This is a genomic window from uncultured Microbacterium sp., from assembly GCF_937927635.1.
Lineage (GTDB): Bacteria > Actinomycetota > Actinomycetes > Actinomycetales > Microbacteriaceae > Microbacterium.
Map to the genome: position 1 here is coordinate 52,391 of NZ_CALBRW010000042.1, position 23,534 is coordinate 75,924.

The following is a 23,534-nucleotide window of genomic DNA, read 5'->3' on the forward strand; positions in this document are numbered from 1 at the left end:
GCAGATCTGCGCAGCGCGGGGCGAGAACTGCCGCGCGGGGCGAGAACTGCCGCGCGGGGCGAGAACTGCAGCGCGGGGTCGCAGGAGGCCGTCATACCTGCGGCGCGCGCTCACAGCCGAATTCTGTAAGATCGTGCGCACCATGGACGACCCTCCCTCTTGTAGTACCAGGCCCCACCGCCCGCACCTCGCGATCGACGAGGACTTCAGCTGATGGAATACGTGCTGCTGGGCGTGGGGCTCCTGCTCATCGTCGGGACCGGCCTGTTCGTGGCCAGCGAGTTCGCGCTGGTCAATCTGGATCGCGCCGAGCTGGAGGCGCGCCAGGCGCGCGGCGAATCCCGGCTGATGCTGACCATCCGCGCGCTGAAGATCACCTCCACGCACCTGTCCTCGGCGCAGCTGGGCATCACCCTGACCACGCTGCTGACCGGATACACCATGGAACCGGCGATCTCCAAGCTGCTGGCGCCGGTGCTGGAGGCATGGGGAACGCCGGATGCCGCGGCCGTGCCCATCTCGGTGACGGTGTCGATGCTGGTGGCGACGTTCCTGTCGATGATCCTCGGCGAGCTGGTCCCGAAGAACTTCGCGCTCGCTCTTCCCGTCGCGACGGCCAAGCTCGTGATTCCGTTCCAGACCGCGTTCACGGTGGTGTTCAGGCCCGCCGTGATGCTGCTGAACGGCAGTGCCAACGCGGTGCTGCGCGCCATGGGCATCGAGCCCAAGGAGGAGCTCTCGGGAGCGCGCAGCGCCGAGGAGCTGTCCTCGCTCGTGCGCCGATCGGCCAGCCAGGGCGTGCTGGAGGAGGACACCGCCACGCTGCTGGACCGCAGCCTGACCTTCGCCCGCCTCACTGCCGACGACATCATGACCCCGCGGCCCAGCATGCACGCCATTTCCGTCGGCGACAGCGCCGACGACGTCATCCGCCTGGCCCGCAGCACCGGGCACAGCCGGTTCCCCGTCTACGACGACGACCTCGACGACATCACCGGCGTCGTGCATCTGAAGGCCGCCGTGGGCGTACCCCGCGAGAAGCGGCTGGAGGTGCCCGTCGGGGCGCTCAGCACTGAGCCGCTGCGCGTACCCGAGACCGTGCACCTGGACGTGCTGGTCGCGGAGCTGCGCTCCAAGGGCTACCAGATGGCCATCGTCGTGGACGAGTACGGCGGCACCGCAGGCATCGTGACGCTGGAGGATCTCATCGAGGAGATCGTGGGCGAGGTGTTCGACGAGCACGACCGTTCTCGTGCGGGGATCGTGCGCCGCGTGGACTCCATCACCTTCCCGGGTGAGCTGCGCCCCGACGAACTGCTGGCCCGCACCGGCATCGAGGTGCCGGAGGGCGAGGTGTACGACACCGTCGCCGGCTACATGATGAGCGTCCTGGAGCGCGTGCCCGCGCAGGGCGACCAGGTGCGCATCGAGACCGGCACGCTGAGCGTCGTGCACATGGACGGCCGTCGCATCGACCGCATCCGCTACGTCGCCGACCCGGTGCCGGCGACCGACGAGCAGGGGGCGGACCGATGAGCGACTGGGCGGGCCTGGTGTGGCTGGTCGTGCTGCTGATGGGCAACGCGTTCTTCGTCGGCGGCGAGTTCGCCGTGATCTCTTCGCGCCGATCCCAGATCGAGCCGCTGGCCGAGCGCGGCTCCCGCGCGGCGAAGACGGCTCTGTACGCCATGGAGCACGCCACGCTCATGCTGGCGACCTCGCAGCTGGGCATCACGATCTGCTCGCTGCTGATCCTGAACGTCTCCGAACCTGCGATCCATCACCTTCTGGAGATCCCGATGCATGCGCTGGGCTGGGATCCCTCGCTCATCGGCGTGGTCGCGTTCGTGGTCACCCTGGCGCTGGTGTCGTTCCTGCACGTGGTGTTCGGCGAGATGGTGCCGAAGAACCTCGCGTTCTCGGTGCCCGACCGGGCGGTGCTGATCCTCGCGCCCCCGCTGGTGTGGATCTCCCGGGTGTTCCGGCACGTGATCCGGCTGCTGAACGGCTCGGCGAACATCGTGCTGAGGATGTTCGGCGTGGAGCCGAAGAACGAGGCCGCCTCGACGTTCACGATCGAGGAGGTCGCGACCATCGTCGACCGCTCCCGCCGCGAGGGTGTGCTGGAGGACAGCTCCGGGGCGGTCGCCGCCGCGGTCGAATTCACGGACAAGAAGGCTCGCGATGTCGCCGTGCCTCTGGCCGACCTGATCACTCTGCCCGAGACGGCCAGCCCCGCGGATGTGGAGCGCGCGGTCTCGCGCTACGGGTTCTCGCGGTACGTGATCGTCGACGACCAGCAGCAGGCGGTCGGCTACGTGCATCTGAAGGACGTGCTGCGCGCCGCGCTGGACTCCGACGAGAACCTGGACGCGCCGCTGCCGGCCAAGCGGATCCACCACATGATCCCCGTGCAGGAGGACACCGACCTCGAGGACGCCCTGGCGGCCATGCGCCGTGCGGGCCGTCACCTGGCGAAGGTGCGGGATGCCGCCGGGGAGACCACCGCGGTGCTGTTCCTGGAGGACATCCTCGAGGAGCTCGTCGGCGAGGTGCAGGATGCCACGCGCCGCGGTTATGGCCGCTGACGTGATCCGTCACGGCCGCTGACGCGATCCGTTACGGCCGCTGACGCGTCAGTCGCGCCAGTGCGCGCGCTGGTACTGCGGCGGCCAGGGCACCTCGGCGCCCAGCTCGTGCGCGGCCCGCAGGCCGAAGTGCGGGTCGCGCAGCCACTCGCGGCCCGCGAACACGGCATCCGCTGCTCCCGAGGAGAGCACCTCCTCGGCCTGTGCTCCGGACGAGATCAGACCGACGGCCGCCGTCGGCACCCGACCGGAGGAGCGGACGGTCGCCGCGAACGGCACCTGGAACCCCGGACGGTACTCGACCTTGACGCCTGCGAGGATGCCGCCGCTGGACACGTCGACGAGGTCGGCGCCGGCGTCCGCGGCCCATCGGCCCACCTGCGCGGCCTCCTCAGGCGTGAACCCGCCCTCGGCCCAGTCCGTGGCCGAGAGCCGCACGAACACGGGCAGATCCTCGCCTGCCACCTCGCGCACGACTCGCACCACGCGCAGCAGGAGGCGTGCGCGGTTCTGGAGCGACCCGCCGTACTCGTCGTCGCGGGCGTTGCTGAGCGGGGAGAGGAACTCGTGCAGCAGGTAGCCGTGGGCGCCGTGCACTTCGAGCACGTCGAATCCGGCATCCACCGCCCGTCGTGCGGCGTCGGCGAACCCGGTCACGACGCGTTCGATCCCGCCGGTGTCCAGAGCCTCGGGTGCGGCATAGCCCTCGAAGGCGATCGCGGACGGCGCGACCGTCGGCCAGCCGCCCTCGGCGACGGGCACCGTGCCGCGCTGCGCGGCCCACGGCCACCAGGTGGATGCCATCCGTCCGGCGTGCGCGAGCTGGATGCCGATCATGCCGCCGCGCTCGTGCACGTCGGAGACGATCTCGGCCCACACGTCGCGCTGCTCGTCGGACCAGATCCCGGTGTCGCGAGGAGAGATGCGCCCCTCCGGGACGACGCCGGTGGCCTCGGCCATGATCAGGCCGGCGCCACCGGAGGCGAACTGCGCCAGGTGCGTGCGATGCCAGCGCTGCGGCACGCCGTCCACCACGCTGTACATGCACATCGGCGACACCCACAGCCTGTTGCGGAACGTGCGGGAGCGGAAGGACAGCGGTGAGAAGAGCAGGGTCACATCTCGACGCTACCGGCTGGCGGCGGGGCATCGGCGCGCTAGCGTTGAGTCATGACGCGCGAGTGGACGAGGGCCGACACCGTCGGCTTCCTGCGCATCCCCACCGCGGATGACGACAAGTACTCCCGCGGAGTCGTCGCGCTGCGCACGGGCTCGGCCGCATACCCCGGCGCCGCGGTGCTGGGCGTCGAGGCCGCCTGGCGCACCGGTGCGGGGTACGTGCGGTATCTGGGCGGCGCGCCGGACGCCGTCCTGGCCCGGCGTCCGGAGACTGTCGCCGGGCAGGATCTCGGCCGCACCCGCGTGGGCGCGTGGGTGATCGGCTCGGGCACGGATGCCGCGCATCGCGGCGACCACGAGGAGGCCGTGCTGCGCCGCATCCTGGCAGGTACGGATCCGGTGGTGGTGGATGCCGGGGCGCTCGACCTCGCACAGGGTGCCGCGGCTCCCCGTGTGCTGACCCCGCATGCCGGCGAACTCGCGGCGCTGCGTGCGCGGCTCGGGCTCGAGCCCAGGAGCGACCTCGACGGTGACGACCGCCGCCTCGCCGAGGCCGAGGAGACCGCCTCGGCCCTGGGTGCGGTCGTCCTGAGCAAGGGCGCGCGCACCGTCATCGCCGCCCCGGGCGCGGAGACCATCGTCGTCGGCGACGGCCCGGTCTGGCTGTCCACGGCGGGCACGGGCGACGTGCTGGCAGGCATCCTCGGCGCGCTGATCGCGGCGAACCCCGCGCGGCCTCTCGCCGACACGGCGGCCGCGGCCGCATGGCTGCATGGCGCGGCCGCCGCACGGGCATCCGGTGCCGAGCACGGCGCCGTCGGGCATCCGATCGTCGCGATGGACGTGGCCGAGGCGCTGCCCGCCACCATCGCGGAGCTGATCGCGTGACGGCGGCGACTGCGCGATGAGGGCGCGGCGCAGGCGCTCCGCCGTGCTGTGGGGGGTATTCCTCGCCGCGCACGTGCTGGTGGCGTGGCTGGGCTGGGTGCTGCCCAGCCAGCCGATGGGCGACGTCGTGCTGGTGTACCAGCCGTGGTCGACGGCGGCGCTCGGTGGCCACGACATCGTCGGGATCACCGAGGACTGGGTGTATCCGCAGCTCGCCCTCGCACCGATGCTCCTCGCACAGCTGCTGGCCGTGCCGTTCGTCGTCGCATTCGGCAAGCTGGGCGCCTATCTGATCGGCTGGGCGCTGCTGGTGACCCTGTGCGACGCGCTGGGCTTCGCAGCGCTCGTGCGGCGCGGCGGCACGCGCCGCCGCCGTGTCGCCGGCTGGTTCTGGATCGCCGCCCTCGTGCTGCTGGGGCCGATCGCCATGTACCGGATCGACGCGATCACGGTGCCGCTGGCGGTGGCGGGCGGCCTGTGGCTGGCGCAGCATCCTCGCACCGGCACCGTGCTGCTGACCATCGGCGCCTGGGTGAAGATCTGGCCCGGGGCCCTGGTGCTGGCGGCCGTCGCCGCCGGCAGACGCGCCTGGCGGGTGCTGGCGACCGCGGCATCCGTCTCGATCGCCATCGTCGTGCTGCTTCTGCTGCTGGGCGCGGGACAGCACGTGTTCGGCTTCCTGACCGCGCAGGCCGGCCGCGGTCTGCAGATCGAGGCCGTCGCCGCCACGCCGTTCCTGTGGCAGGCGCTGTCCGGTGCGGCGCGGATCGAGTACAGCTACGACATCCTCACGTTCCAGATCGCCGCGCCGGGAGCGGATGCCGTCTCCTCGGCGCTCACGGCGGTGATGATCGTCGTGGTCGCGGGCATCCTGCTGCTGGGCGTGCTCCGTGCGCGAGCGGGCGCGGCCTGGCAGCGGCTGCTGCCGCCGCTGGCGCTGGCGCTGGTGACCGGGCTGATGGCGACCAACAAGGTCGGCTCCCCGCAGTTCCACACCTGGCTGATCGCGCCGGTGGTCCTGTGGTTCGTGTTCGACCGGGCACGCGCCCAGACCGCCGCCGTGCTGGTGCTCGTGCTGTGCGCCCTGACGTTCACGATCTACCCGCTCACCTACGACGGCCTGCTGCGCGCCGAGGCGCTGCCCATCCTGCTGCTGAGCGTGCGCAACCTGCTGCTCGTCGTCCTGCTGATCCATGCCGTGCGCGGCATCCTGCGCGCACCGGTCACGCCCGTGGCCGCAACCCCCTGAGCCATCGTCACCGAACACCACCGGAGGAAGAATCATGCTCGTCGCCTTCTCAGTCGCCCCGTCCGGCAACGGCCGTTCCGGGGACTCCGTGCACGACGCGGTCGCCGCCGCCGTGCGCGTGGTCCGGGAATCCGGTCTCCCGCACCGCACCACCAGCATGTTCACCGAGGTCGAGGGCCCCGACTGGGACACCGTGATGGACGTCGTCAAGCGCGCCACCGAGGCCGTCATGCCGTTCGGGTCACGAGTGTCGCTGGTGCTCAAGGCCGACATCCGTCCGGGCTACAGCGGCGAGCTGGATGCCAAGATCGAGCGGCTGGAGCAGGCCATCGAGGAGCTCGACTGAGCATGCCCGACGAGCAGCCCATGCGGGTCGCCGGCACCGCCGTCGTCCTGCGGGACGGCGCCGCAGGTCTCGAGACGCTCATGCTGCGCCGCCCCGACCGTGGCTCGTTCGCGGGCGCCTGGGTGTTCCCCGGCGGTCGCGTCGATCCCGGCGACGAGACGGATGCCGAGACCGAGACGGATGCCGCTCGCAGGGCGGCGGCGCGCGAGACCCTCGAGGAGGCCGGCATCGGCATCCGAGATCTGACCCTGCTCTCGTGCTGGACACCTCCGGTGGAGCAGCCGGTGAAGTACCGCACCTGGTTCTTCCTCGCGCGCTTCGCGGAGGGTGACGTGCACGCGAACCCCGGCGAGATCGAGGAGGCGGTCTGGCTCACGCCGGCGCAGGCGTTCGCGAAGCACGTGGCGGGGGAGCTGACGCTGTTCCCGCCGACCTGGATGACGCTGCGCTTCCTGCTGCCCCATGCCACCGTCGACGAGTCACTCGCCGCCGCGGGCGACCTCGAACTGTTCGCCACCCGGATGGGATCCGACGAGCGGGGACGCTTCGTGATGTGGGAGGGCGACGAGCACTACCCCGACCGGCCGGGCACTCCCGGAGCGCGGCATCGCCTGCTGATGGGCGCGCTGCCCTGGGAGTATCGGCGCCGGTAGCATTGACGGGTGACTCCCTCGAATCTCTCGAGGGGTGCGGCGATGAGGGCGCTCCTCTCCCTCGCCATCGGCAGCTTCGGCATCGGCATGACCGAATTCGTGATGATGGGCCTGCTCCCCGACATCGCCCAGGATCTGCTGCCCGCTCTGTGGGCGCACAGCCCCGAGCAGGCCATCGGCCAGAGCGGCGTGCTCGTGTCGATGTACGCGCTGGGCGTGGTCATCGGGGCGCCGACCATCGCCGCGGCCGTGGCGCGCTATCCCCGTCACCGGGTGATGCTGTGCCTCGCCGTCGCACTGGCCGTCTTCAACGCGCTGATCGTGGTGCTGCCCGGCTTCGGCCTGGTCGGCATGGCGCGCCTGCTGGCGGGGCTCCCGCATGGCGCCTACTTCGGCATCGGCGCGCTGGTGGCCGCCGACGTGCTGGGCCCGGGACGGCGCGCGCAGGGCGTCGCGTTCATCCTCACCGGACTCACCATCGCCAACGTCGTCGGCGTGCCCATCGGCACGTACCTGGGCCAGCAGTGGGGCTGGCGCGTCGCGTTCCTGGTCGTCACCCTCGTCTTCGCGCTCGCCGCCGCCTGCATCGCCCTGTTCGTGCCCGCCCACGAGGGAGACCCCGGGCGCACGCTGCGCTCGGAGCTGGGCGTGTTCCGCTCCTCGCAGATCTGGCTCACCCTGGGCATCGGCGCCATCGGCTTCGGCGGATTCTTCGCCGTGTACAGCTACATCGCCCCGCTCGTGACCGAGATCGCCGACGCCCCGCAGTGGGCGGTGCCGATCACCCTCGTGCTGGTGGGCGTGGGCATGACCGTCGGCAACATCGCCGGCGGCTACTTCGCCGACCGTGATCTGCGCGCGACCCTTCACCTCGGGCTGGCGGGGCTCGCGGCCGCTCTCGTGCTGCTGGCGCTGCTGGCATGGTCCTTCGCGGTGCTGGTGATCCTCGCCATGCTCATCGGCGCGCTCTCCGCGATGATCAGCCCCGCCATCCAGACCCGGCTGATGGATGTCGCGGGCGACAACCAGTCCATCGCCGCCGCGCTGAACCACTCCGCGCTGAACATCGGCAACAGCCTGGGCGCGTTCCTCGGGGGCGTGGCGATCACGCTCGGGTTCGGGTTCGTCGCGCCGGAGTGGGTGGGCGCGGTCCTCGCACTGCTGGGCCTCGGCATCACCGCGATCTCGTACGGCGTCGAGAAGCGCACGCTGCGGGCATCCTTCGCGATCTGACGCATCCTTCGCGATCTGAGATCGCTCGGCGGCTCAGGCGTCGAGCAGTCGCCGCAGGTGCATTCCGACCTCGTCGGTCTCGATGAGGAAGCCGTCATGACCGAAATCGCTGGCGAGCACGACGGCCTCGTCGTCGATGAGATTCGGGATGCTGCGCGCGATGCGCTGCTGGCCGTCGACGGGGAACAGCCGGTCGGTGTCGATGCCGATCACCAGGCTCTTCGCCGTGACGGTGTGCAGCGCCTCTTCGACGCCGCCGCGGTCGCGGCCGATGTCGTGCGAATTCATCGCTTCCACGACGGTGATGTAGCTGTTGGCATCGAAGCGACGGGTGAACTTGTTGCCATGGAAGTCCAGGTACGACTGCACGGCGAAGCGACCACCGCGGCCCAGCGGCGAGACGCCGGACTGCCAGGAGCGCTGGAAGCGCTGGTTGAGCTCGATGGGGCTGCGGTAGTTCAGCAGCGCCATCCGCCGTGCGAGCGCGAGGCCGCGATGGGGACCCTCGCCGAGGGCGGCGTCGTAGTACTCGCCGCCGGCGAAGTGCGGGTCCATGCGCACGGTCTCCAACTGCACGAAGTTCAGCGCCAGCTGATCGGCCGTGGTCACCGGGGGAGAGGACAGCACAGCCAGCCGCTGCACGCGCTCCGGCTGCATGATCGCCCATTCCAGCGCGTGCATGCCGCCCATCGAGCCGCCGATCACGGCCGCCCACCGATCGATGCCGAGTTCATCCGCCAGCCGGATCTGCGCGGCGACCTGATCGCGGATGGTGAGGTACGGGAAGCGGGAGGCCCATTCCCGGCCGTCCGGGGCGATGCTGGCGGGGCCGGTGGATCCCTGGCATCCGCCGAGCATGTTCGGCGCGATCACGAACCATCGGTCGGTGTCGATGGCGGCGCCGGGTCCGACGATGTCGTTCCACCAGCCGGCCGTGGGATGCCCGGCTCCGGCCTCGCCGCGCACGTGGCTGTCGCCGGTGAGCGCGTGCAGGATGAGCACGGCGTTGTCGCGGGCCTCGTTGAGCTCGCCCCACGACTCCCAGGCGAGGCGGGTGACGGGCAGCCGGGCACCGTTCTCGGTGCGGAAGTCTCCCAGGAACGTGAACCGGCGGTGACCCGCGTGATCGCCGTCGCGCCAGGCGCCGGTGGCCGGCGGACGTGCGCGCAGCAGACGCTCATCGGCCTCGGTCACGGGCGCCGACGGCACCGTGTCCTCTGAGGTCGTCTGCCAGTCCATGGACCCATTCTCCCGGGTGCGGGCCCGTGGGGAGGGCAGGTTACGACTGCGGTTCGGTTCCGACGCTCTCGTCGAAACCCCTCATGACTGTCGAAACCCCTCGTGATCGACGCGATTCACGAGGGGTCTCGGCGCTGCTGAGGGGTCTCGACTCTGCAGTCAGCCAGGTGGGCGGATGCCGAAGGACTGAAGTCTGCGAGCGAAGACGTCCAAGTCTCTGATGTGCTCGGAGCCCCACCGGATCGGTCGCCAGCCGGTGACGCCGCGGATCACATCCTCCCGGCGCTTCTCGTCCATCAGGACCTGCTCCGTCGTGCGGCCGGCGCGCATGGAGTCCCGCGTGTACTTGCCCTTGCCGTCGAATTCCCCGAACACGCGAGAACGGGGGAACCCGAAGTCCAGCCAGTAGTCCTCCTGCGCCGGGCCGACGACATGTACTTGAAGATCGAAGCCACGGTACCCGAGCCGATCGAGCTGCAGGCGACTCACACTCTCCCCAGGCAGTTGCGCGCGACCATCGGCGAATTCGATCAGCCGCCTGGCCCGAAGGATCCCGCGGGTGCTCAGACGGTTCGCACGCCCGCCGAGCCGCTCGCGCCACTGTGCGACGCGCCCGGCATCCTGCGAGTGCCCGACGACAGCCTCGCGCCGCAGCGCGGCATCCGCGACGGACACGCCGACCTCTTCTCGATAGCGGCGGGTCATGTCGAGCACGGTGCGGTCCCGTGAAGTGCATCGGATGCCGTCGATCTCGACGATGTCCTCCGCTGGGAGCTCGACGTCGTGCCAGCGGATGCCGGTCCGGCGCCGGCTGTGCCGTTGACCGTGGATCACGGCATGGATCGACCGGGGAGCGAGGTCGTACAGGGGGAGACCGTGCAGGACGGCGGCTGATGGCCCCCACATCACCTGTTGTCGGCCGTCGCTGTTGAGCTGGAACGCGATCACCTGCAGAAGGTGACGACCCTCGTTCCACAGGTCGTCCCATTGCTCCGCGCCGACATAGCGGCCCCGGCGAACGCGGATCAGCTTCTCCGCGGATACCTGATGAGCGAGGTCGCGCTCGGTCAGCCCGTTCCGGATCAGATCCTCGCGTGTGCGCAGCAATGAGCGCGCGGTTGCACAGTCGAGTTCCTCGTCCATGCCGACAGCCTGCCGCTTCTCAGAGCACCCGACTCGACGATCAGCCCCGATGTGAACAACTCACACAGATCTCGCGTCTGTGCAGGACGATCCCGACCGAACAGAATCCTCGCGCGCCGAAACCCCTCAGCAGCGCCGAAACCCCTCGTGAATCGCAACGATCACGAGGGGTTTCGACAACCACGAGGGGTTTCGACGCAGGAAGCGCAGAAAGCGTAGGAAGCGCGGAGGGCCCGGGCAGAAGGAGCGCGTCAGGCGCGAGCGAGCTCCGCGGCCTTGCTCGCGGCGGCCAGTGCCTGGGCCAGGTCCTCCTTGAGGTCCTCGACGTTCTCCAGGCCCACCGACAGGCGCACGAGGCCCGGGGTGACGCCACCGGACAGCTGCTCCTCGGGGCTCAGCTGCGAGTGCGTGGTGGAGGCCGGGTGGATGACCAGCGAGCGCACGTCGCCGATGTTGGCGAGGTGGCTGAACAGCTTCAGGCTGTCGACGAACGCGCGGCCGACGTCGACGCCGCCCTTGAGCTCGAACGAGAGCACCGCTCCCGCACCGCCCGGCACGTACTTCTGCGCGTTGGCGTACCAGGGCGAGCTGGGCAGGCTGGCGTAGCTGACCGAGGCGACCTCGTCGCGGCCCTCGAGCCACTCGGCGATCTTCTTGGTGTTCTCGACGTGGCGCTCCATGCGCAGCGACAGCGTCTCGATGCCCTGGATGAGCTGCCAGGCGCTGGCCGGGGCGATGGCGGGGCCGGTGTCGCGCAGCAGCTGCACGCGGGCCTTGATGATGTACGCGATGCCGTCGCCGAGGGCTCCGGAGTAGCTCACGCCGTGGTAGGACGGGTCCGGCTCGGTCAGGCCCGGGAACTTGTCGGCGTGCTGCGACCAGGGGAAGGTGCCGCCGTCGACGATGATGCCGGCGATGATCGTGCCGTGGCCGCCGAGGAACTTCGTGGCGGCGTGGATGACGATGTCGGCGCCGTGCTCGAACGGACGCAGCAGGTACGGCGTGGCGATGGTGTTGTCGACGATGAACGGCACGCCGGCCTCGTGCGCGATGTCGGCGACGGTGCGGATGTCCAGCACGTTGATCTTCGGGTTTCCGATCGACTCGGCGAAGAACAGCTTGGTGTTCGGCTGCACGGCACTGCGCCATGCCTCGGGGTCGTCCTGGTCGGAGACGAAGGTGGTCTCGATGCCCAGCTTGGCCAGCGTGTAGCGCAGCAGGTTGTAGGTGCCGCCGTAGATCGCAGCGGAGGCGACGACGTGGTCGCCCGCGCCGGCCAGGTTCAGGATCGACAGCGTTGCGGCCGACATGCCGGATGCCACCAGCAGGGCGCCGGTGCCGCCCTCGAGCGCGGCCAGGCGCTGCTCGACGACATCCTGCGTCGGGTTCTGGATGCGGGTGTAGATGTTGCCGGTCTCGGCCAGCGAGAACAGGTTCGCGGCGTGCTCGGTGTCGCGGAACACGAACGAGGTGGTCTGGTAGATCGGCGTGGCACGCGAGCCGGTGACCGGGTCGGGTGCGGCGCCCGAGTGGATCTGCTTGGTTTCGAAACGCCAGTCTTCAGCGGTCATCGTCTCTCCCTGGGCGTGGATGTCGGGTGGCGGGCATGTGCCCTTCTGTGACAGTACGGAGCCGTCCGCACACCGGACAACCCGCGGGAAATGTTACGTAACAGACGGATGTCCGGTTCACGACGGGAAAAGCCGTACGGTGGAGGCATGGTGAACAGACGTGCTGTGGTCACAGGAGCCAGCAGCGGTATCGGAGAGGCGACCGCCCGCGCGCTGCGCGCGCAGGGCTGGGATGTCGTGGGAGTCGCTCGGCGCGCCGAGCGCCTGGCGGAGCTGGATGCCGAGATCGGCTCCACCTCCATCCCCTGCGACCTGACGGACGCGGATGCCGTGGACGAGCTGATGGGCCGCCTGGCGACCACCGGGCCCGTGCACGCCCTCGTGCAGGTCGCCGGTGGGGCGCGCGGCACCGACAGCGTCGAGGGCGGCGACATCGGCGACTGGCAGTGGATGTACGACGCGAACGTGCTCTCCACGCAGCGTCTCGTGGCGGGCATCCTGCCGCTGCTGCGTCTGGCGGCGGAGGAGAGCGGCCACGCCGATACGGTGTTCGTCACCTCCACCGCCTCCCAGACCGGCTACCCCGGTGGCGGCGGGTACAACGCGGCGAAGGCCGCGCAGTCCATGCTCGTGAAGGTGCTGCGCCAGGAGCTCAACGGCGAGCCGATCCGCGTGGTCGAGGTCGCCCCAGGCATGGTGCACACCGAGGAGTTCACGCTGAACCGCCTGGGCGGCGACAGCATCGCGGCCGAGGCCGTCTACTCCGGGGTCGAGGAGCCGCTGCTGGCCGAGGATGTCGCCGACGTCATCGCCTATGCGCTGAATGCTCCGCGCCGGGTGAACCTGGACCTCGTCACCATGCGCCCCGTGGCGCAGTCCGCCCAGCACCTGCTGGCCCGCGGCCCGCTGCACGTGCGCACCGACGTCGACTGATGCCCCAGACCCTCGCCCAGCTCGCCGACGCCGGGCAGCTCGACCCCGGCTGGGCGGAGGCGCTGGCGCCCGTGCAGCCGCTGATCGCAGAGCTCGGAGACCGGCTGCGCGCGGAGAACGCCGCAGGTCGAGGGTACCTGCCGGCCGGCGCGAACGTGCTCCGCGCTTTCCAGCGCCCGCTGGCCGACGTGAAGGTGCTCATCACCGGGCAGGACCCGTATCCCACCCCCGGTCACCCGATCGGGCTGTCGTTCGCGGTCGGCCGCGATGTGCGTCCGCTGCCACGCAGCCTCGGCAACATCTACAGGGAACGGCAGGACGACCTCGGCATCCCGCCCGCACCGCACGGCGATCTGACCGCCTGGAGCGATCAGGGCGTGCTGCTGCTGAACAGGGTGCTCACCGTCCGCCCCGGCACGCCCGCCTCGCATCGCGGCTGGGGCTGGGAGAAGGTCACCGAGCTCGCCATCCGCGCACTGGTCGCGCGGCAGCGCCCGCTGGTCGCCATCCTGTGGGGAGCGGATGCCCGGGGCCTGAAACCCCTGCTGGGCAGCACCCCGATCATCGAATCCGCGCACCCGTCGCCGCTGTCGGCGAGCCGCGGCTTCTTCGGCTCGCGGCCGTTCTCGCGAGCCAACGCGCTCCTGGAGTCCCAGGGTGCGCAGCCCGTCGACTGGCGAGTGGAGGGCGAGGCATGAGCCCGCTGAGCATCCGTCCCGTCGCGGATGCCGATCTGCCGGCCATCCGCGACATCTACAACCACTACGTGCGCACCTCCACGGTGACGTACGACGAGGTGGAGTCCACGGCCGAGACCTGGGCGGCCAAAGCGGAGCGCATCGCCGCCGCAGGCATCCCGTTCCTGGTGGCGGAGCGCGAGGACGGCGAGCTGCTGGGCTACGCGCTCGGACAGCCGTGGTCGCCGAAGTCGGCGTACCGGTTCACGATCGAGAACTCGATCTACCTGGCGCCCTCGGCAGCAGGCCAGGGCATCGGCTGGGCGCTGCTGGCGCGCTTCCTCGACGCCTGCCGTGATGCCGGCTTCCGCCAGGTGATCGCCGTGATCTCCGATCGTGGGACGGACGCGTCCATCGCACTGCATCGCAAGGCCGGGTTCGTGGACGTCGGCAGGCTCACCGAGGTGGGGGAGAAGTTCGGCGAGCCGCAGGGCGTGTTCCTGCTGCAGAAGAGCCTCTAGGCCTCCGGGATCACCGGGATGGCGGCCAGCAGCCGGCGCGTGTAGTCCTCCGCAGGGCGCTGCAGCACGGCATCCGTCCTGCCCTGCTCCACGATGCGGCCGTCCTTCATGACCACCACCGAGTCGGCGAGATTCTGCACCACGCCGATGTCATGCGACACCATGATCACCGTCAGGCCCTCCTGCCGCTGCAGGTCGGTCAGCAGCTCGAGGACCTGTGCGCGCACCGTGACGTCGAGCGCCGAGAGCGGCTCATCGCCGACGAGGATGCGCGGGCGGTGCGCGATGGCACGCGCCACAGCGATGCGCTGCCGCTGCCCGCCGGAGAACTCGTGCGGATGGCGGTCAGCCATGTCGGCCTCCAACCCCACCTGCACGAGCACTTCGCGCACGCGGGCGCGACGGTCGCCGGGGATGTCCAGGGCCCACAGCGGCTCGGAGATGATCTGGCCGGCGGTCATCCGCGGGTCCAGCGACGCGTACGGGTCCTGGAACACCAGTCCGGTCTGCCTGCGCAGCCAGTGCAGCGAACGAGTGGATGCCGTGGCATCCACCTCCCTGCCGTCCACGACGACCCGTCCGGTGGTCGGACGGTCCAGTCCCAGCAGCAGCCGCACCAGCGTCGACTTGCCCGAGCCGGACTCGCCGATGATGCCGACGGACTCGCCCTCCTCGATGGCCAGGTCGGTGGGATGAAGTGCCACGCTCAGACGGCGCCGCTCGAACAGCGAGCGCGCGGGCACGGCGAAGGATCGGCTGAGGCCTGCGGCTTCGATGAGGCTCATGCCGCGCCTCCCTCGTGCTCGTCGCGGCCGTGCTCGGGGCGCCACAGCGTGGCGGTGGCGTCGCGCAGCAGCGCCTGTGTGACGGGGGATTCCGGCGCGCTCAGCAGCTTCGCCACCTCGCCCTGCTCCACCACGTGCCCGTGCTCGAGCACGACGGCGTGCGTGGCGACCTGCGCCAGTACGGCCAGATCGTGCGTGATGAACACCAGCGACATGCCGTGCTCGCTGACCAGCGACAGCAGCAGCTTCAGGACCTCGGCCTGGATCGTGACGTCCAGCGCGGTGGTCGGCTCGTCGGTGATGAGCAGCTTCGGACGGCAGGCCAGGGCCATGGCGATGGCCACGCGCTGGCGCTGGCCGCCGGAGAGCTGGTGCGGATAGCGGTCGACGATGGTGTCCGGCTCGGGCAGTCGCACGCGCTCGGCCTCGGCGATCGCCCTCTCCCTGGCCTGATGGCGCCCGACGCGCTCGTGGATGCGGATCGACTCCGCGATCTGCCGCCCCACGGTGCGGATGGGGTTCAGCGCCGTGCGGGGCTCCTGGAAGACCATGCCGATGTCGTCGCCGCGCAGCTTCGCGAGCTCCCGATCCGGCATCCCGATCAGCTCGACCCCGTTCCAGCGGATGCTGCCGCTCGCGGTCGCATTGTCGGGCAGCAGCCCCAGGATCGCCAGCGCCGTCAGGGACTTGCCCGATCCGGATTCGCCGATCAGGCCGAAGCGCTGCCCGTCCTCGACCGTGAACGAGACGCCGTCCACGACACGCGTGCCGTCGATCTCGATCACGAGGTCCCGCACCTGGAGGGTCATGCGACCACCACCGGCACGTGCACCTGTGCGCTGCGGTGGCTGAGGGTCGGGTCCGTCGCCTCGCGCAGCGCGTCGCCCAGCAGGTTCAGCCCCAGCACGGTGATCGTGATGGCCAGGCCCGGCCACACGACAGTCAGCGGATGCACGCCGATGTACCGCTGCAGATCGGCCAGCAGCGTGCCCCAGGACGCCTCGGTGAGCGTGGCGCCGAAGCCGAGGTAGGACAGCCCCGCCTCGGCCAGCACGGCGACCGCCATCGACCAGGACAGCTGCACGATGAACACCGGCGCCACGTTCGGCAGCAGGTGCCGCACGAGGTTCTGCCCGGTGGTGAGGCCGTTGGCCCGACCGGCCACGACGAAATCGCTCTGCTGCACTCGACGCAGCTCGGGCCGGGTGACGCGGGCGATGCTGACGCCGAACCCGATGCCCACCGAGAGCACGACGACCCACAGCGATCCGCCCCAGACCGCCGAGATCATCATCGCGATCATCAGCACGGGGAAGGCGATGAGGATGTCGACCAGCACCGCCACGGTCTCGCGCATCCACCGCGCGGTGAGCGCGCCCAGTGCGGCCAGCGCGACGCCCACGCCGGTGGCGACGACGCCCGATCCGACGGCGACGAAGACGGTCGTGCGGGCGCCGGCCATCACCAGACTGAGGATGTCGCGCCCGGTGCCGTCGGTGCCCAGCACGTGCGGCCAGCCGGGATCGGCCCAGCGGCCGCGCACATCGGAGATCATGGGGTCGAAGGGCGTCCAGAACGCCGAGACCAGCGCCGTCAGCGCGATCAGCAGCACGACGATCACGCCGAACAGTCCGGTACCGGACGAGAGCAGGGCGCGCAGCCAGCGGGGCATCAGACGGCGGGGCATCAGACGGCCTCCTCGCGCTGCCGGGGATCGATGGCGTGGTGCACCAGGTCGACGAGGAAGCCGATCACCAGCACGAAGCCGGTCAGCACCAGCAGCTCGCTCTGCACCTTGACCAGGTCGCGGGTGCCGACGTCGGTCACCAGCATCCGTCCGATGCCGGGAAGCGTGAACAGCTGCTCGATCACGACGGAGCCGACGATGATCCCCGCGACCTGCACGCCCAGCACCGTGACGATGGACAGGCCGACGGCGGGGATGCCGTGCCGGATCAGCGCCTGCCGGCGGGTGAGGCCCTTGGCGGCCGCCGTGCGCACGAAGTCCTGGGATGCCGCCTGCAGCGTGGCGCTGCGCACGAACCGCATGAGCATGGCGCCCTCGACGATCCCGATGGTCATCGCGGGGAGCAGCAGCGATTCGAACGCTCTGCCCGGCGTCGTCCAGCCGGTGCGCGGGAAGCCCTGTGCGGGCAGCCAGCCCAGCCAGTGCGCGAACACGACGACCAGCATCATGCCCGCCCAGATCACCGGGACGGCGGCCACGGCCTGCGCCGCGACGTTCATGGCGGTGCCGCCTGCTCTGCCGCGCAGCACCGCCGACATCACGCCGAACGGGGCGGCGATGAGCATGGCGATGGTCATGGACATCAGCGCCAACGGCCACGTCACGCGCGCCTTCTCGGCGAGCTCCGCGCCGACCGAGGCTCCGCTGAGCTGGGAGGTGCCCAGATCGCCGTGCAGGATGCCGCCGATCCAGTCGGTGTACTGCGCGAGCAGCGGTCGGTCCAGGCCCAGCGACGCTCGGATGGCCTCGACCTGGTCGGGGCTCGCCTGAGTGCCCGCGATCAGCTGCGCGACGTCGCCGGGGAGCACCCGCAGCGTGAAGAAGATGACCACGCTCGACACGAGGAGCCCTGCGATCAGCAGGACTCCCCGTGTCAGCGCGTAGCGGAGCATGCTCAGCCGGCGGTCCGAGTGACGCCAGCCAGGTCGATGCGCGAGTTGATCGAATCCTTCGGGAATCCCTTGATGCCGGCGGTGAGGGCGGTGAGGGTCTCGCCGTTGTACAGCCAGTCGGCCGCGTCGTCCTCGGAGACGATCTTCGCGGCCTTCTTCAGCAGGTCGGCGGACTTCGCGGGGTCCAGCTCGGCCTGCGACTGCGCGTACAGGTCCTGCACCTGCTTGTTGTCGTAGCCGAAGTAGTACTTCGGGTTGGCCCAGTTGCCGAAGTCGCGCGGCTCGACGTGCAGCACGAAGCTCAGCTCGTAGTCGTGGTTCTTGTACACCTGGTCGAGCCAGGTCGGGAACTCGACGCGGTCGACCTTGAGGGAGACGCCGACCTTCGCGAAGTCGGACACCAGCACCTGGGCGACGGTCGTGCCGTAGAACGACGGGATGGTCAGAGTCAGGTCCAGCTTCTCCTTCCCCGCCTCCTTCAGCAGCTCCTTGGCCTTGGCCGGGTCGTAGGGCACCAGCTTCGACAGATCCTCGTAGCCGGGGTCCAGCTCGGGGATGGGGCCGTACAGGGTCTGACCCGCACCGACGGCCTCGACGAGCGCCTTGTGGTCGATGGCCAGGCGAAGCGCCTCGCGCACGCGCTTGTCGTTCAGCGGCGCCTCGGCGTTGTTGAACGCCAGCGTGGCCTTGTCGGTGGTCTGGCCGGTGGTGATGGTGAAGTCGCCGGTGTCCTTCAGCTGGGAGACCAGGTTGGGGTCCACGGCCGTGAGCACGTCGACGCTGCCGTCCAGCGCCGCGTTCACCCCGGCGGTGAAGTCGGGGATGTACTGGAACACGACCTCGGAGAGCTTCGGCTTCTCGCCCCAGTACTTCTCGGCGCGGTCGAAGGTGATCGCGGCGCCCTTGGTCCAGTGCTTGAGCACGAACGGGCCGGTGCCGTTCTCAGCGGTCTTCAGATCGGTCGTGTCGCCGGTCTTGAAGACGAGGCCGGCGGGGCCGGTGAGGTTGAAGAGGAAGTCCTGGTCGGGCTTCGTCAGCACGATCTGCACGGTCTTCTCGTCGGGAGCGGTGATCGAGGCGACGCCGGAGAACTCCGTGTTGCCCTGCACCGTGGCATCCGTCTTCACCGTCTCGTACGAGGCGACGACGTCGGCGGAGGTGAGTGCGGTGCCGTCGTGGAAGGTGATGCCGTCGTGCAGCGTGAACGTGTAGGTCAGGCCGTCGGGGGAGATCTCGTGCGAGCTCGCGAGGCGGTCCTCGACCTTGTTGTCCTGCGTGCGCGAGACCAGGCCCTCGTAGATGTTGTCGACGAGGATCTGCTCGAGCGCGGCGCCGCTGGTGTGGCGGATGTCGAGGTTGTCCGGTTCCAGGACCAGTCCCACGGTGAGCGTCGCATTGGCGTCGATCTTGCCGCCCGAGGTGGGCCCTGGCTCTGCGGAGCCGGTGCAGGCGGTGAGCACGAGGGCGCCCGCGGCGAGGATGCCGATGGCCGCCAGGCGGACCGATCTGCGCGGGGTGCGGAAGAGTGTCACAGGGATGTCCTCTCGGGGATGTCCGCTCGGGTCAGCGGGAAGGATGAGTCAGAATCTCGGAGGCCAGGTCGGCCAGGGAGGCCGGGGCGGTCTCCTGCACGTTGTGCCCGGCGTCGACGGTGAGCATCTGCGCGCCGGGGAGCCTGTGGGTGAACTCGGCGACGTCGGCATCCTGCAGGAAGCCGTGCGTGCCGCGCACGAGGGTGATCGGCGCGGTGACGGCCAGCAGGTCGTCCCAGGGATCTGCGCCGGGAGCGGATGCCGCGTTCGCGGCGTTCAGCGCGTCGAAGGCGTGGCCGATGATCTGCGCGAAGTGGTGCTTCCACTCCACGCGGCCGTCGTCGCGCACGCGCGTGTTGAAGAAGACGCCGCGTTCGGTTTCCTCGCGCGTCCCGCCCATGCCGAAGCTCTGGGCGCGATCGACCGCCTCGTCGCGCGTGGCGAAGTCGGTCACCTGATAGAAGTCGCGCAGCACGGCGGGCGCCGCGTCGGTGTCGAGCCCGGGGACGATGTCGACGAGCACGAGCGCGCGCACGAGCTGCGGATGCCGGGCGGCGACGTTCGCCGCGGTCAGACCGCCCAGCGAGTGCCCGATCAGCACCTGCGGCGTGCGGGTCCACTCGGCCATCGCGGTGGCGACGTCGGCGGCGAGCGAGGCGGGGGAGTAGTCGAGGTCCGTCCGCCAGGAGGAGTCGCCGTGGCCCGCGAGATCGATGACCAGTGCCGGCTGACCCAGCCGCAGCACCACGGTGTCCCAGGTGTGGGCGTTCAGACCCGCGCCGTGCAGCAGTGTGACCCGGGGGTCGCCGTCGCCGAAGCGCAGCGCACTGAGCGCTCGGCCGTCCGGGAGGTCGAGCCGGATGCGTCGGGCCTCGGGGATCGCGATGTTCAGAGCGGCTGCCTGCGCGGGCAGGTAGCGGAACTCGCTGGTGTCTTTCGTCACGGCCATATTCTGCTATCGGGAGGAGGTTCCCAGGAAATGCGGGAGCAATATGAGAAGTAATACGGCGAAATACGTATGCGTATCGCTGATGAATATCGCTTCGTGTGTGTCATCTTGCATCAAGGGTGGAGCGGGGTGCTCGCGGGCGTTCGCCTAGGCTGGTGCTGTGACTGTCATTCGCCTCCCCGGGGTGCACAACCTCCGAGATGTCGGAGGAATTCCCGTCGGCGACTCGCAGCTGCGGGACGGGGTTCTGCTGCGGTCGGGTCAGCTCGCGCAGCTCACGCCCGAGGGACAGGACCGCCTGCGCTCGCTGGTCGCGCGCGTCATCGATCTGCGCGACGACGTCGAGGTGCTGCGCGAGCCCTCCGCGCTCACCGGGGTGCCCGTGGAGCGGATTCCGCTGCTGCTGGGCTCGGTGGAGTCGTTCTTCGCGGCGGACACGGATCTCGAGGGTCTCTACCGGCATCTGGTCGACGAGTGCGCAGCCCAGCTCGTCGCCGTGGTGCGCATCCTGGCGGCAGGGGAGCCGACGCTCGTGCACTGCACGCTGGGCAAGGATCGCACGGGCGTGATCGTCGCGCTGGCGCTGAGCGCCGTGGGTGCGGATCGGGATGCCGTGGTGGCCGACTACGCGCTGACGGCGTCGCAGCTGCCCGTGGAGCGGAACCGCGCCGTCGCCGAGTACTTCCGCGCCCATCTTCCCGACGCGCGGAATGCGATCCAACTGGCGACCGAATCGCCTGCGCCGGTGATGGCGGACCTGCTCGCGGACCTCGATCAGCGGTACGGCTCCGTCGCCGCCTACCTGCAGGCGTCGGGACTGACGGATGCCGAACTGCAGGCGCTGCGCGTCGCGCTGGTGGTCTGAGCGCAGCCGGTCGACGTCGAGGGCAGGACTCGAGGTAGGTTAGGCAACCCTTCCTCGGTGGTATGATCAAGAGATCATGAGCACTGTCGAGACGCCTGTCGGCGCGCGCGCGGCACGCCGTTCCTCCCGGCGTCCCCAGCTGCAGCACCTGATCACGGCCGACGAGCGGTCGCTCGCCGAACTGGAGGCGCTCCTGGTCACGCTGCCGCTGTGCGCGGTGGGGCGCGTGTTCGTCGAGGTGCCCGACGTCGATGACATCGGCGTCGTCACGGCACCGCCGCGGATGACGGTGACCTGGCTGCCGCGCGCGCGTCGGGGCGGTGTCCGACATGCGGCAGGCGAGCTGCTCGCGCGTGCGGCGACAGCGTGGGCGGACGAGATGCTCTGCGACGAGTCCGAGGGCGCGCTGCGCACGGAGGCGACGCTGCTGGGCGGCTACCTCGGCACGGCCGACATCGCCGAGCACCTGATGGAATGCTGCGGCATCGCGCCGTCTGCCGTGCATGCGCCGGCCGCGTACGGTCTGAACGTCCTCTGAGATCGCAGCTCAGCGGCGGCGCGGCACGTACCCGCCGTCCTCCAGCCCCGCCTCGATCTCGAAGCGGTTGCGCAGCGCGTCGCGACCGGCGAACAGGTACAGCACGGGCATGAGGAACCCGTAGCGCAGCCACTGCTGCTTGTGCACGCCCTCGTGCCGCAGCACGGCGTCGGACGGATTCACGTCGCCGGTCAGGTAGCAGCCGCCCACGCACACACCGCCGCGGCCGTACGCCCAGTCCGGCAGCCCGCGGAACACCCACAGTCCCGCCCGGCGCTGCACGGGACCGGTGCTCCACAACGACCCCCACACCCAGCCGACCGAGGTGCCCCACCAGTATCCGAGGCGGCTGAGGGGGGAGCGCAGCAGGAACGAGGGGATGCGGCGGTCGAAGCGCCGACCGCGGATCAGCACCCGCTCGGCCTCCGCCTGCCAGTCGCTCATGCGACCGCGCCGATCAGCCGCAGGATCGCGCCCATGTCGCGCACGGCGTCGGCGGGCGTGCGCGGCGCGAAGCCCGCGATGGTGGCCCCGGCCAGGGGAAGGTCCTTCCGGACCTGCCGGATCACCGCCGCGAGGGAGGCAGCGCCCACCCCGAAGGGCTCGGCATCCGAGACGCCTTCGAACTCGGCGGGGTCGATGACGTCGACGTCGATGTGCGCCCAGATGCGGGAGGCTCCCGTCGCGCGGACGGCGGCGGCCACGACATCCGGATCGTGCGCGTCCTCGGGGTCGACGACGGCGATCGATCCCAGCCGCGCCCGCTCGCCCTCATCGATGCTGCGCGCGCCCAGCAGCACGACGCGCTCGGCGGGGATGCCGGGAGTCAGCGCCAGCTGGGGCTCGCCATGGCCGAGTACGGATGCCAGGGACATGCCGGAGAACGCCCCGGACGGCGATGACGACGGATCGTTGAGGTCGGGGTGCGCGTCGCACCACAGCACGGCGAGGTCGGAGGTGTCGACGGCGGACAGCGCGAACACGCTCACGCTGCAGTCGCCGCCGATCAGCACGGTCTGCTCGGACGCATTCATGTGCTCGGCGATGAGCTCGCGCACGCGCAGTAGCGAGCTCAGGCGTCGCACGCCGGTGCCCAGCGATTCACCGGCCTCCAGCGGCACGTCGAGGACGGTGGTGTCCTTGCGGGGCAGGTCGCCGGCGATGGCGTTGGCGCCGTCGACGAGCAGCATGGCGCGCGAGGCGGGCGAGCCCTGCCACTGCGGGACGATGAGGAATCTGGTCATGTTCTCTCCCGGGAGGAGAAGGAGGGGCGGATGCCGGAGATCCGGCATCCGCCCGCCCGATCACTCTGCTTCGATGGCGGCCTGCGGCTTGCCGGCCTTGAGCTCGGCGAGGCGGGCCTCGACCTCGGTGAGCTCGCCGAGGTCGTCGAGGCTCTCGAACTGCGCGTCCAGCGACGACGCGGCGATCTCGGCCTTGCCCTGGGCGATGGCCTCCTGACGGCGGATCTTGTCCTCGAACCGGCCCAGCTCGCTGGTCGGGTCGAGCACGTTGATCGAGCCGATCGCGTCCTGAACCTTGGTCTGCGCCTCGGCGACCTTGGCGCGGGCCAGCAGCTCGCTGCGCTTGGTCTTCAGCTCGCCGAGCTTGTCCTTCATGCCGTTCAGGCCGTTCTTGAGCTTGTCGACGATCTCGGTCTGGGACGCGATCTGAGGCTCGGAGGTCTTCGCCTCGCGCTCGGAGCTGATCTGGCGCTGCAGCGCGATCTTGGCGAGGTTGTCGAACTTGTCGGCATCCGCCGTGTTGCCCGCGCCGCGGAACTCGTCCGCCTTGCGGCTGGCGGCCAGGGCCTTGTTGCCCCAGTCGGCCGCGGCCTGCACGTCCTCCTCGTGGTCGCGCTCGAGAAGGCGCAGGTTGCCGATGGTCTCGGCGATCGCGGACTCGGCGTCGGCGATGTTGTTGGTGTAGTCGCGCACGAGCTGGTCGATCATCTTCTGCGGGTCCTCGGCCTGGTCGAGGAGCGCGTTGATGTTGGCACGGACGAGCGTGGAGATGCGTCCGAAGATGGATTCCTTGGCCATGGTGTGGTTCCTTTTTCTTCTCG

The 23,534-nt window shown here is 70.2% G+C and carries 25 protein-coding genes; 12 read left to right on the top strand and 13 right to left on the bottom strand.

Going from position 1 to position 23,534, the window contains the following annotated elements:
• Positions 1-213 precede the first annotated feature (213 nt).
• Both Q0568_RS15730 and Q0568_RS15735 read left to right on the top strand, forming a co-directional pair.
• A complete protein-coding gene (locus Q0568_RS15730; RefSeq protein WP_298868170.1) occupies positions 214-1,536 on the top strand; it encodes a hemolysin family protein in 1,323 nt (440 codons plus the stop codon).
• Positions 1,533-2,588 carry a hemolysin family protein gene (locus Q0568_RS15735; RefSeq protein ID WP_298868172.1) on the top strand — a complete coding sequence of 352 codons (1,056 nt, stop codon included), beginning with the start codon at positions 1,533-1,535 and terminating at the stop codon, positions 2,586-2,588. Before Q0568_RS15730 ends, Q0568_RS15735 begins: the two co-directional genes overlap by 4 nt.
• 48 nt (positions 2,589-2,636) lie before the next feature.
• On the opposite strand, the gene Q0568_RS15740 is transcribed toward Q0568_RS15735, so the two are convergent.
• Positions 2,637-3,707 carry an NADH:flavin oxidoreductase/NADH oxidase gene (locus Q0568_RS15740; RefSeq protein ID WP_298868174.1) on the bottom strand — a complete coding sequence of 357 codons (1,071 nt, stop codon included), beginning with the start codon at positions 3,705-3,707 and terminating at the stop codon, positions 2,637-2,639.
• 51 nt (positions 3,708-3,758) lie between these two features.
• Between Q0568_RS15740 and Q0568_RS15745 the strand changes: the two genes are divergently transcribed.
• Genes Q0568_RS15745 through Q0568_RS15765 form a run of 5 tightly spaced genes read left to right on the top strand, consistent with a single transcriptional unit; the run spans position 3,759 to position 8,076 of the window.
• Positions 3,759-4,595: an ADP/ATP-dependent (S)-NAD(P)H-hydrate dehydratase gene (locus Q0568_RS15745; protein WP_298868176.1), complete on the top strand. Its 837-nt coding sequence runs from the start codon at positions 3,759-3,761 to the stop codon at positions 4,593-4,595.
• Positions 4,596-4,638: 43 nt separating this feature from the next.
• Entirely contained in the window at positions 4,639-5,844 is a 1,206-nt protein-coding gene (locus Q0568_RS15750) for a hypothetical protein (protein ID WP_298868178.1), read from the top strand.
• 34 nt (positions 5,845-5,878) lie between these two features.
• On the top strand, positions 5,879-6,190 hold the full coding sequence (locus tag Q0568_RS15755; protein ID WP_298868181.1) for a thiamine-binding protein: 312 nt from the start codon (positions 5,879-5,881) through the stop codon (positions 6,188-6,190).
• A 2-nt stretch (positions 6,191-6,192) separates the two neighbouring features.
• Positions 6,193-6,843: an NUDIX hydrolase gene (locus Q0568_RS15760; protein ID WP_298868185.1), complete on the top strand. Its 651-nt coding sequence runs from the start codon at positions 6,193-6,195 to the stop codon at positions 6,841-6,843.
• Between the two features lie 42 nt (positions 6,844-6,885).
• The gene (locus tag Q0568_RS15765; protein ID WP_298868187.1) at positions 6,886-8,076 is read left to right on the top strand and encodes an MFS transporter; all 1,191 of its coding nucleotides are present in this window, start codon (positions 6,886-6,888) and stop codon (positions 8,074-8,076) included.
• Positions 8,077-8,109: 33 nt separating this feature from the next.
• Here the strand turns inward: Q0568_RS15765 and Q0568_RS15770 are convergent, their stop codons facing one another.
• The 3 genes from Q0568_RS15770 to Q0568_RS15780 all read right to left on the bottom strand — a co-directional run bounded on the left by Q0568_RS15770 (position 8,110) and on the right by Q0568_RS15780 (position 12,029).
• Positions 8,110-9,315, bottom strand: a complete 1,206-nt coding sequence (locus tag Q0568_RS15770) for a homoserine O-acetyltransferase (RefSeq protein ID WP_298868189.1) — start codon at positions 9,313-9,315, stop codon at positions 8,110-8,112.
• A gap of 159 nt (positions 9,316-9,474) precedes the next feature.
• Positions 9,475-10,458, bottom strand: coding sequence for a hypothetical protein (locus Q0568_RS15775; protein ID WP_298868191.1), 984 nt, complete (start codon positions 10,456-10,458; stop codon positions 9,475-9,477).
• Positions 10,459-10,709: 251 nt separating this feature from the next.
• Positions 10,710-12,029: a bifunctional o-acetylhomoserine/o-acetylserine sulfhydrylase gene (locus Q0568_RS15780; RefSeq protein ID WP_298868193.1), complete on the bottom strand. Its 1,320-nt coding sequence runs from the start codon at positions 12,027-12,029 to the stop codon at positions 10,710-10,712.
• Between the two features lie 147 nt (positions 12,030-12,176).
• Between Q0568_RS15780 and Q0568_RS15785 the strand changes: the two genes are divergently transcribed.
• Genes Q0568_RS15785 through Q0568_RS15795 form a run of 3 tightly spaced genes read left to right on the top strand, consistent with a single transcriptional unit; the run spans position 12,177 to position 14,160 of the window.
• Positions 12,177-12,962, top strand: coding sequence for an SDR family oxidoreductase (locus Q0568_RS15785; protein WP_298868195.1), 786 nt, complete (start codon positions 12,177-12,179; stop codon positions 12,960-12,962).
• The gene (locus tag Q0568_RS15790) at positions 12,962-13,660 is read left to right on the top strand and encodes a uracil-DNA glycosylase (RefSeq protein ID WP_298868197.1); all 699 of its coding nucleotides are present in this window, start codon (positions 12,962-12,964) and stop codon (positions 13,658-13,660) included. Before Q0568_RS15785 ends, Q0568_RS15790 begins: the two co-directional genes overlap by 1 nt.
• Entirely contained in the window at positions 13,657-14,160 is a 504-nt protein-coding gene (locus tag Q0568_RS15795; RefSeq protein ID WP_298868199.1) for a GNAT family N-acetyltransferase, read from the top strand. Before Q0568_RS15790 ends, Q0568_RS15795 begins: the two co-directional genes overlap by 4 nt.
• Here the strand turns inward: Q0568_RS15795 and Q0568_RS15800 are convergent.
• Genes Q0568_RS15800 through Q0568_RS15825 form a run of 6 tightly spaced genes read right to left on the bottom strand, consistent with a single transcriptional unit; the run spans position 14,157 to position 20,066 of the window.
• A complete protein-coding gene (locus Q0568_RS15800) occupies positions 14,157-14,945 on the bottom strand; it encodes an ATP-binding cassette domain-containing protein (protein ID WP_298868201.1) in 789 nt (262 codons plus the stop codon). The two genes, Q0568_RS15795 and Q0568_RS15800, sit on opposite strands and share 4 nt — an antisense overlap.
• Positions 14,942-15,754 carry an ABC transporter ATP-binding protein gene (locus Q0568_RS15805; RefSeq protein ID WP_298868203.1) on the bottom strand — a complete coding sequence of 271 codons (813 nt, stop codon included), beginning with the start codon at positions 15,752-15,754 and terminating at the stop codon, positions 14,942-14,944. Before Q0568_RS15805 ends, Q0568_RS15800 begins: the two co-directional genes overlap by 4 nt.
• Positions 15,751-16,617 carry an ABC transporter permease gene (locus tag Q0568_RS15810; RefSeq protein ID WP_298868252.1) on the bottom strand — a complete coding sequence of 289 codons (867 nt, stop codon included), beginning with the start codon at positions 16,615-16,617 and terminating at the stop codon, positions 15,751-15,753. Before Q0568_RS15810 ends, Q0568_RS15805 begins: the two co-directional genes overlap by 4 nt.
• A gap of 14 nt (positions 16,618-16,631) precedes the next feature.
• The gene (locus tag Q0568_RS15815) at positions 16,632-17,585 is read right to left on the bottom strand and encodes an ABC transporter permease (RefSeq protein WP_298868205.1); all 954 of its coding nucleotides are present in this window, start codon (positions 17,583-17,585) and stop codon (positions 16,632-16,634) included.
• Between the two features lie 2 nt (positions 17,586-17,587).
• The gene (locus Q0568_RS15820) at positions 17,588-19,117 is read right to left on the bottom strand and encodes an ABC transporter substrate-binding protein (RefSeq protein ID WP_298868207.1); all 1,530 of its coding nucleotides are present in this window, start codon (positions 19,115-19,117) and stop codon (positions 17,588-17,590) included.
• 31 nt (positions 19,118-19,148) lie between these two features.
• On the bottom strand, positions 19,149-20,066 hold the full coding sequence (locus Q0568_RS15825) for an alpha/beta hydrolase (protein WP_298868209.1): 918 nt from the start codon (positions 20,064-20,066) through the stop codon (positions 19,149-19,151).
• 160 nt (positions 20,067-20,226) lie between these two features.
• On the opposite strand from Q0568_RS15825, the gene Q0568_RS15830 reads away from it, so the two are divergent.
• Positions 20,227-20,931: a tyrosine-protein phosphatase gene (locus Q0568_RS15830; RefSeq protein WP_298868211.1), complete on the top strand. Its 705-nt coding sequence runs from the start codon at positions 20,227-20,229 to the stop codon at positions 20,929-20,931.
• Positions 20,932-21,007: 76 nt separating this feature from the next.
• Positions 21,008-21,469 carry an SIP domain-containing protein gene (locus tag Q0568_RS15835; protein ID WP_298868213.1) on the top strand — a complete coding sequence of 154 codons (462 nt, stop codon included), beginning with the start codon at positions 21,008-21,010 and terminating at the stop codon, positions 21,467-21,469.
• A gap of 9 nt (positions 21,470-21,478) precedes the next feature.
• On the opposite strand, the gene Q0568_RS15840 is transcribed toward Q0568_RS15835, so the two are convergent.
• From Q0568_RS15840 to Q0568_RS15850, 3 genes are read right to left on the bottom strand one after another with little or no spacing between them, the layout of a single operon-like run.
• The gene (locus Q0568_RS15840; RefSeq protein ID WP_298868215.1) at positions 21,479-21,913 is read right to left on the bottom strand and encodes a Fe-S oxidoreductase; all 435 of its coding nucleotides are present in this window, start codon (positions 21,911-21,913) and stop codon (positions 21,479-21,481) included.
• Positions 21,910-22,713 carry an arginase family protein gene (locus Q0568_RS15845; protein WP_298868217.1) on the bottom strand — a complete coding sequence of 268 codons (804 nt, stop codon included), beginning with the start codon at positions 22,711-22,713 and terminating at the stop codon, positions 21,910-21,912. Before Q0568_RS15845 ends, Q0568_RS15840 begins: the two co-directional genes overlap by 4 nt.
• Before the next feature lie 60 nt (positions 22,714-22,773).
• Positions 22,774-23,511 (bottom strand): PspA/IM30 family protein, encoded by a 738-nt coding sequence (locus Q0568_RS15850; RefSeq protein WP_298868219.1) that lies wholly within the window; start codon positions 23,509-23,511, stop codon positions 22,774-22,776.
• Positions 23,512-23,534 lie beyond the last annotated feature (23 nt).

What these genes read in the sequence shown, in the direction of transcription:
- Q0568_RS15730 (WP_298868170.1), top strand. Translation starts at nt 214, where the DNA reads ATGGAATACGTGCTGCTGGGCGTGGGGCTCCTGCTCATCGTCGGGACC.
- Q0568_RS15735 (WP_298868172.1), top strand. Translation starts at nt 1,533, where the DNA reads ATGAGCGACTGGGCGGGCCTGGTGTGGCTGGTCGTGCTGCTGATGGGC.
- Q0568_RS15745 (WP_298868176.1), top strand. Translation starts at nt 3,759, where the DNA reads ATGACGCGCGAGTGGACGAGGGCCGACACCGTCGGCTTCCTGCGCATC.
- Q0568_RS15755 (WP_298868181.1), top strand. Translation starts at nt 5,879, where the DNA reads ATGCTCGTCGCCTTCTCAGTCGCCCCGTCCGGCAACGGCCGTTCCGGG.
- Q0568_RS15760 (WP_298868185.1), top strand. Translation starts at nt 6,193, where the DNA reads ATGCCCGACGAGCAGCCCATGCGGGTCGCCGGCACCGCCGTCGTCCTG.
- Q0568_RS15765 (WP_298868187.1), top strand. Translation starts at nt 6,886, where the DNA reads ATGAGGGCGCTCCTCTCCCTCGCCATCGGCAGCTTCGGCATCGGCATG.
- Q0568_RS15770 (WP_298868189.1), bottom strand. Translation starts at nt 9,315, where the DNA reads ATGGACTGGCAGACGACCTCAGAGGACACGGTGCCGTCGGCGCCCGTG.
- Q0568_RS15775 (WP_298868191.1), bottom strand. Translation starts at nt 10,458, where the DNA reads ATGGACGAGGAACTCGACTGTGCAACCGCGCGCTCATTGCTGCGCACA.
- Q0568_RS15780 (WP_298868193.1), bottom strand. Translation starts at nt 12,029, where the DNA reads ATGACCGCTGAAGACTGGCGTTTCGAAACCAAGCAGATCCACTCGGGC.
- Q0568_RS15785 (WP_298868195.1), top strand. Translation starts at nt 12,177, where the DNA reads ATGGTGAACAGACGTGCTGTGGTCACAGGAGCCAGCAGCGGTATCGGA.
- Q0568_RS15790 (WP_298868197.1), top strand. Translation starts at nt 12,962, where the DNA reads ATGCCCCAGACCCTCGCCCAGCTCGCCGACGCCGGGCAGCTCGACCCC.
- Q0568_RS15795 (WP_298868199.1), top strand. Translation starts at nt 13,657, where the DNA reads ATGAGCCCGCTGAGCATCCGTCCCGTCGCGGATGCCGATCTGCCGGCC.
- Q0568_RS15800 (WP_298868201.1), bottom strand. Translation starts at nt 14,945, where the DNA reads ATGAGCCTCATCGAAGCCGCAGGCCTCAGCCGATCCTTCGCCGTGCCC.
- Q0568_RS15805 (WP_298868203.1), bottom strand. Translation starts at nt 15,754, where the DNA reads ATGACCCTCCAGGTGCGGGACCTCGTGATCGAGATCGACGGCACGCGT.
- Q0568_RS15810 (WP_298868252.1), bottom strand. Translation starts at nt 16,617, where the DNA reads ATGCCCCGCTGGCTGCGCGCCCTGCTCTCGTCCGGTACCGGACTGTTC.
- Q0568_RS15815 (WP_298868205.1), bottom strand. Translation starts at nt 17,585, where the DNA reads ATGCTCCGCTACGCGCTGACACGGGGAGTCCTGCTGATCGCAGGGCTC.
- Q0568_RS15825 (WP_298868209.1), bottom strand. Translation starts at nt 20,066, where the DNA reads ATGGCCGTGACGAAAGACACCAGCGAGTTCCGCTACCTGCCCGCGCAG.
- Q0568_RS15835 (WP_298868213.1), top strand. Translation starts at nt 21,008, where the DNA reads ATGAGCACTGTCGAGACGCCTGTCGGCGCGCGCGCGGCACGCCGTTCC.
- Q0568_RS15840 (WP_298868215.1), bottom strand. Translation starts at nt 21,913, where the DNA reads ATGAGCGACTGGCAGGCGGAGGCCGAGCGGGTGCTGATCCGCGGTCGG.
- Q0568_RS15845 (WP_298868217.1), bottom strand. Translation starts at nt 22,713, where the DNA reads ATGACCAGATTCCTCATCGTCCCGCAGTGGCAGGGCTCGCCCGCCTCG.
- Q0568_RS15850 (WP_298868219.1), bottom strand. Translation starts at nt 23,511, where the DNA reads ATGGCCAAGGAATCCATCTTCGGACGCATCTCCACGCTCGTCCGTGCC.